The organism is Fimbriimonadaceae bacterium, assembly GCA_019638775.1.
Lineage (GTDB): Bacteria > Armatimonadota > Fimbriimonadia > Fimbriimonadales > Fimbriimonadaceae > JAHBTD01.
This window is the reverse complement of record JAHBTD010000125.1, coordinates 1-1001: the sequence shown is the minus strand read 5'-3', so window position 1 is coordinate 1001 and position 1001 is coordinate 1. Positions and strand designations below refer to the sequence as shown.

2 protein-coding genes are annotated in these 1001 nt (G+C 54.8%); both read right to left on the bottom strand.

The annotated features are described in order from the left end of the window. Positions 1-156: VOC family protein (locus KF784_20400; GenBank protein MBX3121418.1), on the bottom strand; the 156-nt coding region annotated here is incomplete at its 3' end. Positions 157-430: 274 nt separating this feature from the next. Then, positions 431-1001 (bottom strand): arsenic resistance protein (locus KF784_20395; protein MBX3121417.1); only part of this gene is annotated, 571 nt, incomplete at its 5' end.

Below are 1001 nucleotides of genomic sequence, written 5' to 3'. Positions count from 1 at the left end.
ACGCGTGGATATGGCGAAATTGATGCACGGGTTGTCCAGCATCCATTTGGCATAATCCGATTTTGTTTTGACGGGCGGAGCCCCAAACAGGGCCGTATAGAAACGAATGGACTCGTCAAGATCTTCTACCCCCATGTGGAGATGAAAGCGTTTCATGATGCTGCCTCCCTCTTAGTCAGTCAGTTTGTCATCACGTCTGCTAACAACTGATTGAGCATGCGAACTTCAGCAATTGCTCGAGCAAGGTTCCCAGGCCTGCGAACAGGAGCATATACAGCAACCACTCGCCGAGCAGCTGCCTAAGGGTGAACGGCCTGTGCAACCCAGGCCACGTCGTACCGCCCCACCTTTCAAAGCCGTACGCCACCAACAGGACGCTCAAGGCCACGATTCCAACGGTCCCATACAAATCCAGGAAATGCCCCACCGCTCATGCCCTGGCCTCACTCACAGGGAACCAGTGCCGGGTTCGATTGCAAACCTGACAGACGGAGAGCATCACGGGAACCTCCACCAGTACGCCAACCACCGTTGCCAGCGCAGCGCCTGATTCTGGGCCAAACAAGGCAATGGCAGTGGCTACGGCCAGTTCAAAAAAGTTACTCGCGCCGATCAGTGCGCCCGGTGCCGCGACGGCATGCGGTACGTTCAGCCATTTCATGAGCCCATAGGCCAGCGAAGCGTTGAAATACACCTGCAGGAGAATCGGAATCGCAATGAGCAGCACGTGGAAAGGCTTTCCCAGGATGTTTTCGGCTTGAAAGGCAAAAATGAGTATCAACGTGATGAGTAACGCTGCGATCGTGATGGGGGCAAACCGAGGGAGCAGGATGTCTTCAAACCATTCCTTCCCATGTTGTGCAATAAGCCAATGGCGGATGAGGACGCCTGCAACCAATGGAATCACAATGAATCCCAGAACCGAATATAGGAGCACGGTGAAGGGAACCGTGAGAGCGGAAGCACCGTTGACCAGCAAGCCGACGATCGGCGCAAACAGG